We start from the raw sequence: 8,188 nt of genomic DNA on the forward strand, positions 1-8,188 counted from the left end.
CGTCAGCTCTCGTCCACCAGCGCGCGGAACTGTTCGACCACGCCGGCCCGCTCGTCCCGGGTCGCGCCGGCGGGGGTGATGGTGAGCGTGGTGACCCCGGCTTCCCGGTACGCGGCGATGCGCTCGCGGACGTGGCTTTCGGGGCCGATCAGCGAGATCGAACGGAGCAGCTCTTCGGGGACCGCCGCTTCCGCTTCCTGCTTCTTGCCGGCCAGGTAGAGGTCCTGGATCTTCTCCGCCTCGGCCTCGAAGCCGTAGCGGCGCACGAGGTCGTTGTAGAAGTTGCGGCCCTTCGCGCCCATGCCACCGATGTACAGCGCGAGCGTCGGGCGCATCGCCTCCAGTATCGGCTGGGGTTCGTCGGTGACGCGGAAGACCGCCTGGGCTTCGATCTGCAGCGGGGCCAGGTCGTCGGCGCGCTTCGCCGCGCCGTCGGCCAGCGACTGGCCCCAGACGTCCTTCGCCTTCTCCGGCAGGAAGAAGAACGGCTGCCAGATGTCGGCGAGCTCCGCGGTCATGGCGACGTTCTTGGGCCCGATGGAGGCGATCAGGATCGGGATCCGGCTGCGCACCGGCGTGTTGACCAGCTTGAGCGGCTTGCCGAGGCCGGTGCCTTCGTCCTCGGGCAGCGGGATGCGGTAGTGCTTGCCCTGGTGCACGACGCGTTCGCGCCGCCAGACCTGGCGGCAGATCTCGACGACCTCGCGGGTCCGGCCGAGCGGCGCGTGGTAGGGCACGCCGTGGAACCCCTCGATCACCTGCGGTCCCGAAGCGCCGAGGCCGAGGATGAACCGGCCCTCGCTCACGTGGTCCAGGCCCGCGGCGGTCATCGCGACCAGCGAAGGGGTGCGCGTGTAGATCGGCAGGATCGCCGAGCCGATGCGGATGGTGCTCGTGAGCGCGGCGAGCGCGCCGAGCTGGCTCACCGCGTCGAACGTGTACACCTCGGCCACGTAGGCGATGTCCGCGCCGGCGCGTTCGTACGCGACGACGTCGCCGGCCAGGTCGCGGAAGCTGCCTTTCGCGCTGTACTCGTTGTAGATGCCGACAAGCACGGTCCCGCCTGCTTTCCTTCTCCGGTGAAGTTGCTGCGTCCTCTCAGAGTTGCGCAATGCAACTCACTCGTCAACCGCCGATGTGACTTGAGTTCGATCGGTGCGGCTCCGGGGTGATCGTCCCGTAGACTACACCTGACTGTGCAAAAGCCTAGCCAGACGGTGGGCATTTTTTCCGAAGGAGCACGTGCATGAAGCCAGCCCTCAACCGGCGCGTCGCGGTGACCGGGATCGGTGTCGTGTCGCCGGCCGGCATCGGCGTGAAGGAGTTCTGGGACGGGCTGTCGCGTCCGGCCGCCGCGGCCAACGTGCGGCGGCTCAGTGGCTTCGACCCGCGGCGCTGGATGTCGCACAAGGTGGCGCGCACGGCGGACCTCGCGACGCAGATGGCGGTCGCGGCCGCCGACGAGGCGCTGGCAGACGCGGGGCTGCTGACCGGCGAGATCGAGCCGACGGTGACCGTGCCGGACGCCGAACGCGCCGCCGTCTCGCTCGGCACGGGCATCGGAGGCGTGTCCACTCTGGAGTCGCAGGCCGGGGTCCTGGCCGCACAGGGCGAGCGGAGGGTGTCGCCGCACACCGTGCCCATGACGATGCCGAACGCGGGCGCCGCCGCGCTCAGCATCCGCTACGGCTTCCAGGGCAGCGCGTCGGTGATCACCACGGCCTGCGCGGCCGGCACCGACGCGATCGCCGCGGGCGCCAAGCTCATCGCCTCGGGTGCCGCCGATCTCGTGCTCGCGGGCGGCAGCGACTCGAGCCTCACGCCCGTGTGCGTGGCCGGGTTCACCAACATGCGCGCGCTGAGCCGCAGCGGGATCTCACGTCCGTTCGATGTGGACAGAGACGGCCTCGCCGCGTCGGAGGCGGCCGGCATCCTCGTGCTCGAACCGCTGGAGCTGGCTCTCGAACGAGGCGCGAGCATCTACCTGACCATCGACGGCACCGCTTCGACCGCCGACGCCTACCACGTCACCGCGCCCGCCCCGAACGGCGCCGGCGCCGAGCGCTGCATGCGGATGGCGATCGAGGACGCCGGCTACACGCCGCAGGACATCACCCACATCAACGCCCACGGCACCTCGACCGCGCTCAACGACGCCGCCGAGGCCCACGCCATCCGCCGCGTCTTCGGCGCCTCGCGGCCGCTGGTGACCAGCATCAAGGGCGCCACCGGGCACTCGTTCGGCTCGGCCGGCGCGGTGGAGGCCGTCGCCGTGGCGCTGACGATGGCGCACGAGCTGGTCCCACCGACGCTCGGACTGTCCACACAGGACCCTGCGCTGGACATCGACGTGCCCCGCGAACCGACGCCGTGGACGCCGGGGCCCGTGCTCTCCAACAGCTTCGGCTTCGGCGGGCACAACGGCAGCCTCGTGTTCTCGCCGCTCGCGTGACCAGTGCGCGGGCCGACGGAACGCAAGGACGCGCGCGGACGTGCTCTGCCGGACGTCGCCGTCCTGGTTCTCCGTCTTGTACGACATCAGCACGGTGGCACGCGACGGCCGCGACCGCGAGAAGGTGAGTTTGTCGATCTGTCCTTCGACGTGCAGCACGTCACCCGCGCGCGCCGCCGACGGCCACGCCAGGTCGATGGCCGCCCCGACGATCCCCGTGGCGAGCGGCAGCGCGGAGGTGACCAGCAGGCGCATGGTGATCGCGGCGGTGTGCCAGCCGCTCGCGACCAGCCCGTCGAAGAACGTGCCGCGCGCGCCGGTGTCGTCGAGGTGGTAGAGCTGCGGGTCGAACGTCGTCGCGAAGGTGATGATCTGCTCTTCGGTCACGAGGAAGGTCGAGGACCGGAACGGCATCCCCTCGTGCAGGTCGTCGGCCCACAGCCCGGCGGCGTTCACGGGTTTCGGAATGAGGTCGCTGTCCATCGTGGCGGTGTCCCTTCGCGTGCTGCGGGGGACGTTAGGCCGCGAAAGGCGTGACGCGTATGACGGCAGTCGTGCGCGCGCCGAACGAAAGTCACATCACTCGACAGGAGGACCACTGTGGCCAGTGGATACACCACGGACGAGGTGATCGCCGCCGTCACCGAGCTGCTGGACCGCTTCGATCCCGACCGACTCGTCTCGATGCCGCGCGACGACTTCGTGCTGAAGTTCCGCGACTCCCTGCCCTACGGTGGCGAGTACCTCGGCGCCGAGGGCGTCGAACGGTTCATGGCCCAGATCCGGGCGACGGGCGGCTACTACGACTCGTTCACCCCGCGCCTCAAGCGCGTTCTCGTCGCCGACGACCACCTCGTCGCACCGATCGTCATCACGTCGCGGGGCAAGAAGACCGGCGAGACGACCGTGTTCGAGAACCTCTGGCTGTTCGAAACCCGCGACGGCAACTTCGTGCGCGCCCAGGTCTGCGCCGACACCGCCGCGGCCAACCGCACCACCGGCTGACCACGGCGTGCGTGCCGGGTCGGCGGAAGACGGCGGCGTGCTCGGTGACGTAGTCGTGCAGGGTGATCGGGGTGTGGCCGGTGATGCGCCGGAACGCGTCGGTGTCGGTGAATTTCGTGTTGCCCCGCTCCAGTCCCTCGGCCACGGCGTGGCCGCACGCCGCGATGTGGCGCGACATGTCGGCGTTGAGCAGGCCCGCCCGCGTCGAGGCGGCCAGGTCGATTAGTTCCTTCTCCCAGGCTTCTCGGTTGACCGGCTCGAAGCGGACCGACCGGCCAAGCACGTCGCTGAACACCTTGGCGGCCTGGTGGAAGTCGAAGACTCCGGGCCGGGCAGGTAGCGCACCGGCGCGTCGGCGAACAGCTTCGGGCGCAGCAGGGCCGCCACGCAGAACTCCGCGGCGTCCAGCGCGTTCAGCCAGCTCACCGGCTGTTCGGCGAAGCAGTTGCGGATCACGCTCTCGTGGCGCACCGACTGCGTGGACAACAACGGCAGGTTCTCGTGGAACACCGCGGCCATGCGCAGGATCGTCACATCCAGCCCGGCCCACTGCAGGATCTCCTCCGACAGCCACTGGCCCCGGCCGAGGTGGCTCGGATGCATGCGCGTCGACGGTCCCATTGACATCACGACGGTGCGCGGGTTTCCGCCCCGTTTCACGCACCGCCTCCGCGTAGTTCGCCGCCTGAACGATTCCCGCGTCGACCGGGTAGGTGAGGTACGCCTGCGCCACCCCGTCCAGCGCCGGCACGAGGGTCCGGTAGTCGTTCAGGTCGCCGACCACCACCTCGACCCCGAGCGCGGCCACCCGTTCGGACCGCTCGTCGTGCCGGCGGACCAAGGCCCGCGCCGGAATCCCGCTCTCCAGCAACCGTCGCACGACGTGCGCGCCGGTGCCGCCGTGCCGCCCGGTCGCGCCCGTGACCAAGTGCGTGTCCGAACTCATCCCTGTTCTCCGTTCTGACTTCGCCCCAGCGGGGGACTGTCACCACGGTCCCAGTATGGGTTGGAAAAGACAACCCGTTGCTGTGCCGAGGATCCGACATCCGTCCGAAGAGGACACCGCGCGAGCTGACCGGCCGCGGTAGCGCAGACCGGCTGCCGCGGCGGACCTCGGTGGACAGTGCGGTGCACCGCGTCGCGGCCCAGGCCTGCTCGGCCGGCCCCGGCGATTGCCGGCGCGGCGCAGCCCGCCGTGAACGAGGTCGCCACAGGCGGGACAGACACGCCCGGGGATCGGTGACAGGATGGCCTGGTGGACGTGCGCAGCAGGAACAACGTGACCGTGACCGACCGGGAGGACGGGCCCACGGTGCTGCTCGCGCACGGGTTCGGGTGCGACCAGAACCTGTGGCGGCTCGTCGTGCCGGCGCTGGCCGAGCGGTTCCGCGTGGTGCTGTTCGACTACGTCGGCTCGGGAAAGTCGGACCTGTCGGCGTGGTCGGAGCCGCGGTACTCGCGGCTGGAGGGGTACGCGCAGGACGTGCTCGACGTCTGCGCGGAGCTCGAGCTGCGTGACGTGGTGCTGGTCGGGCACTCGGTGAGCGCGATGGTCGCGGTGCTGGCCGCCAACCGCGAGCCGGCTCGCTTCGCGAAGCTGGTGCTGCTGACGCCGTCACCCCGGTACCTCGACGACGGGGACTACCGCGGCGGGTTCAGCCGCGCCGACATCGACGAGCTGCTCGACTCGCTCGACGCGAACTACCTCGGCTGGTCGGGCGCGATGGCGCCGGTGATCATGGGCAACCCGGAGCGGCCCGAGCTCGGCGAGGAGCTCAAGGACAGCTTCTGCCGCACCGACCCGGCGATCGCCCGGGTCTTCGCGCAGGCCACGTTCCTGTCCGACAACCGCGCGGACCTGCCGAAGGTCGCCGTGCCCACGGCGGTGCTGCAGTGCACCCAGGACGCCATCGCGCCGCCCGAGGTCGGGCGCTACGTCCACGAGCGGATCGCGGGCAGTGTGCTGGTGACTCTCGACGCGACCGGCCACTGCCCGCAGCTGAGCGCACCCGAGGCGACCGCCGCCGCGATCACGGCGTTCGCGGCCGGCTGATGATGGGCGAGACCGGCGACGCCGGCGGCGGGTCGGCGGGAGAGCACCCCGAGGCGCTGGCCGCGTCCTTCTCCGCCCTGCTGGAGGACAGCGCCGAGGACCTCTACGAGCACGCGCCGTGCGGCTACCTGTCCACGTTGATGGACGGCACGATCGCCAAGGTCAACACCACGCTGCTCGGCTGGCTCGGCTACCGGCGCGAGGAGCTGGTGGGGCGGCGCCGGTTCACCGATCTGCTCACTGTCGGTGGCCGGCTGTACCACGAGACGCACTTCGCGCCGTCGCTGCGGATGCACGGCGAGTTCGGCGGCATCGCCCTCGAGCTGAAGGGCGCCGACGGGACGCGGTTGCCGGTGCTGGTCACGTCCACGGTGAAAACCGGTTCCGGCGGCGAAGGCCAGCTGATCCGCACCACGGTCTTCGACGCGCGTGACCGCCGTGCCTACGAGCAGGAGCTGCTGCGGGCCCGCCAGGAGGCCGAGTGCGAGCGCGACCGCGTGCATCGCCTGGCCACGACGCTGCAGCGGACGTTGCTGCCGCCGGTGCTGCCCGCCGTACCGGGGATGGACGTCGCCGCGTACTACCACCCCGCCTCGGCCGACGAGGTCGGTGGCGACTTCTACGACCTGTTCCCGCTGACCGGTGACACCTGGGGGTTCTTCCTCGGCGATGTGTCGGGCAAGGGCGCGGAGGCCGCCGCGGTTACCTCGCTGGCCCGCTACACCCTGCGCGCGGCCGCGGTCTACGACCCGGATCCGGTCACGGTGCTGGGCAACCTCAACACCGTGCTCAACCACGAGTACCACAGCACCGACCCGCGGTACTGCACCGTCGTCCACGGCCTGCTCGTGCCCGACGCCGGTGGCGCCACCGTCACCCTGGCCGGGGGCGGGCACCCGCCCGCGCTGCTGATCCGCCACGACGGCGCGGCCGAGCTGCTCGACACCCCCGGTGGCCAGCTGGTCGGCGCGCTGCCCGACGCGCGATTCGCCGCCGTCCGGCGCCACCTCGGGCCCGGGGACACACTGGTGCTGTACTCCGACGGCCTGACCGAAGCGCGCACGCGGGGCCGCGTGCGCTACAGCGAGGAGCAGCTGCGCGACTTCGCCTCGACCTTGGCCCCGGCCACGGCGACGACGGTGGTGGCCGCGATCTCCGACCTGCTCGCCGGCTTCGCCGACGGCGTCGACGACGACACCGCCCTGCTCGCCCTGAGCATTCCGCACACCGGAGACGAGGAGCAGTGACCATCGAGTTCACCGTCACCACCCGCGACACCGCGTCGGGCCCCGTGCTCGAGCTCAGCGGAGAGCTCGACGCCGCCACCGCGCCCGACGCCCTCGAAGCGATCCGGCTCCTCGCCCCGTCGGCCGGTCAGCAGCTGCTCGTCGACCTGAGCGGCTTGGAGTTCTGCGATTCCAGCGGCGTCTCGGCCCTGATCGCCGCTCGCAACGTGGCTGTCGCGGCGGGCGCGGCGATCGCGTTGGCCGCGGTGCCCGGCCACCTGGCCCGCACGCTCGGCCTCATCGGGCTGGCCGAGCTTTTCAAGAGCTATCCCACCACCGAAGACGCCCGGAAGGCATGGGGGTCAAGCGCTTCCGGTCCGTGACCGCGGGGCAGGCCCGTCCCGCGCGGCTCGCCGCGGCATCGGTGGCTGTGCGGAGCGGCGGCGGGCGGACGAGTATCGGGGGATGCCGGCAACAGATCCGAACCCAGGACAAGACCCCCGCTCGTTCGCGGGGGAAACGACCATCAGCTTGCGCCGCGCCGGATCCGCCGTGGTGCTGACCGCGCAGGGCGAGTTCGACGCGGTGAGCACCCCCGGGCTGCGGACCTCGATCCGCGAGGCGGTCGAAGACGGCCCCGAAGTACTGGTGATCGACCTCACCGCCGTGGAGTTCTTCGGCTCGGGCGCGATCGCGACCCTGGTCGACGCGCACCTGAGGGCCGCCGAGCAGACCAGCCTGCGCCTCGCGGTCGAGCACTACCTCGACCGGACGCTGAAGCTGGTGGGTCTCGACCAGCAGCTCGCGACGTACCCCTCGGTCGAGGAGGCGCTGGCCGCCGGGTGAGCATCCGGTGCTTGAGAGTGCCGTGCGCGGGTATCCCGAGCCATGACGTCCAGGCCAACCCGATCAGGAAAGGGCGAGGTGGCGCACATGGCTCCGGCCGGCGATTTCGGCGCGCCCGTCACCCCCGAGCTGCGGGTGACGTCGCCGGCGCGGACCGGTGACGTGACCAAGGTGCGCCACAAGCTCACCCGCTGGATCGCGGCGCACCACCCACCCGCCGACCTCGTGGGCGACATCGCCCTGGCCGCCTACGAGGCACTGATCAACACCGCCGAGCACGCCTACCCGGCCGGCGCCGCCGGCGACGTCGAGCTGCGCGCCCAGCACCAGCCCGGCCTGATCCGCATCACGGTCACCGACTTCGGCCGCTGGGACCACCCGCCGGCCGCACCCGACCCTTCGCGCGGTCGCGGGCTGGCCCTCATCCGGATCCTGTCCGACGACGCCACGATCGTCCGCACCGGCTCCGGCACGACCGTGACCATGACCTGGCGCCTGCACCCCGACGGCACCTAGGTGTTCTGTCCTGTGAGGTTGGGGACGCGGGTGGCGGGTGGTTTGCCGCCGAGTGCGGTGTGGCCGCGGTGGTGATTGTAGGTGTGCAAC

General features: G+C 71.2%; 9 protein-coding genes and 2 pseudogenes. 7 read left to right on the forward strand and 4 right to left on the reverse strand.

The window, feature by feature from the left end:
- Nucleotides 1-2: 2 nt before the first annotated feature.
- The gene (locus AB0K15_RS38750; RefSeq protein ID WP_364062589.1) at nucleotides 3-1,055 is read right to left on the reverse strand and encodes an LLM class F420-dependent oxidoreductase; all 1,053 of its coding nucleotides are present in this window, start codon (nucleotides 1,053-1,055) and stop codon (nucleotides 3-5) included.
- Nucleotides 1,056-1,246: 191 nt separating this feature from the next.
- Between AB0K15_RS38750 and AB0K15_RS38755 the strand changes: the two genes are divergently transcribed.
- Nucleotides 1,247-2,452 carry a beta-ketoacyl-[acyl-carrier-protein] synthase family protein gene (locus AB0K15_RS38755; RefSeq protein WP_364062592.1) on the forward strand — a complete coding sequence of 402 codons (1,206 nt, stop codon included), beginning with the start codon at nucleotides 1,247-1,249 and terminating at the stop codon, nucleotides 2,450-2,452.
- A gap of 198 nt (nucleotides 2,453-2,650) precedes the next feature.
- Here AB0K15_RS38755 and AB0K15_RS38760 read toward each other — a convergent pair.
- Nucleotides 2,651-2,935 (reverse strand): annotated as a pseudogene (locus AB0K15_RS38760) (MaoC/PaaZ C-terminal domain-containing protein); the annotation flags it as partial.
- A 117-nt stretch (nucleotides 2,936-3,052) separates the two neighbouring features.
- On the opposite strand from AB0K15_RS38760, the gene AB0K15_RS38765 reads away from it, so the two are divergent.
- The gene (locus AB0K15_RS38765) at nucleotides 3,053-3,457 is read left to right on the forward strand and encodes a nuclear transport factor 2 family protein (protein WP_364062595.1); all 405 of its coding nucleotides are present in this window, start codon (nucleotides 3,053-3,055) and stop codon (nucleotides 3,455-3,457) included.
- 222 nt (nucleotides 3,458-3,679) lie between these two features.
- On the opposite strand, the gene AB0K15_RS38770 is transcribed toward AB0K15_RS38765, so the two are convergent.
- Together AB0K15_RS38770 and AB0K15_RS38775 are read right to left on the reverse strand one after the other, a co-directional pair.
- Complete coding sequence (locus tag AB0K15_RS38770; protein ID WP_364062616.1) at nucleotides 3,680-4,060, reverse strand: hypothetical protein; 381 nt, start codon at nucleotides 4,058-4,060, stop codon at nucleotides 3,680-3,682.
- A gap of 58 nt (nucleotides 4,061-4,118) precedes the next feature.
- Nucleotides 4,119-4,403 (reverse strand): annotated as a pseudogene (locus AB0K15_RS38775) (NmrA family NAD(P)-binding protein); the annotation flags it as partial.
- A 309-nt stretch (nucleotides 4,404-4,712) separates the two neighbouring features.
- Between AB0K15_RS38775 and AB0K15_RS38780 the strand changes: the two are divergent.
- The 5 genes from AB0K15_RS38780 (at nucleotide 4,713) to AB0K15_RS38800 (ending at nucleotide 8,098) form a co-directional block, all read left to right on the forward strand.
- Complete coding sequence (locus AB0K15_RS38780) at nucleotides 4,713-5,510, forward strand: alpha/beta hydrolase (protein WP_364062598.1); 798 nt, start codon at nucleotides 4,713-4,715, stop codon at nucleotides 5,508-5,510.
- Nucleotides 5,511-5,512: 2 nt separating this feature from the next.
- The gene (locus tag AB0K15_RS38785) at nucleotides 5,513-6,757 is read left to right on the forward strand and encodes a SpoIIE family protein phosphatase (RefSeq protein ID WP_364062601.1); all 1,245 of its coding nucleotides are present in this window, start codon (nucleotides 5,513-5,515) and stop codon (nucleotides 6,755-6,757) included.
- Nucleotides 6,754-7,119 (forward strand): STAS domain-containing protein, encoded by a 366-nt coding sequence (locus tag AB0K15_RS38790; protein ID WP_364062604.1) that lies wholly within the window; start codon nucleotides 6,754-6,756, stop codon nucleotides 7,117-7,119. Before AB0K15_RS38785 ends, AB0K15_RS38790 begins: the two co-directional genes overlap by 4 nt.
- Nucleotides 7,120-7,201: 82 nt before the next feature.
- Nucleotides 7,202-7,582 carry an STAS domain-containing protein gene (locus tag AB0K15_RS38795; protein ID WP_364062607.1) on the forward strand — a complete coding sequence of 127 codons (381 nt, stop codon included), beginning with the start codon at nucleotides 7,202-7,204 and terminating at the stop codon, nucleotides 7,580-7,582.
- Between the two features lie 87 nt (nucleotides 7,583-7,669).
- Nucleotides 7,670-8,098, forward strand: coding sequence for an ATP-binding protein (locus tag AB0K15_RS38800; protein WP_364062610.1), 429 nt, complete (start codon nucleotides 7,670-7,672; stop codon nucleotides 8,096-8,098).
- Nucleotides 8,099-8,188 lie beyond the last annotated feature (90 nt).

Source organism: Amycolatopsis sp. NPDC049253, assembly GCF_040678995.1.
Lineage (GTDB): Bacteria > Actinomycetota > Actinomycetes > Mycobacteriales > Pseudonocardiaceae > Amycolatopsis.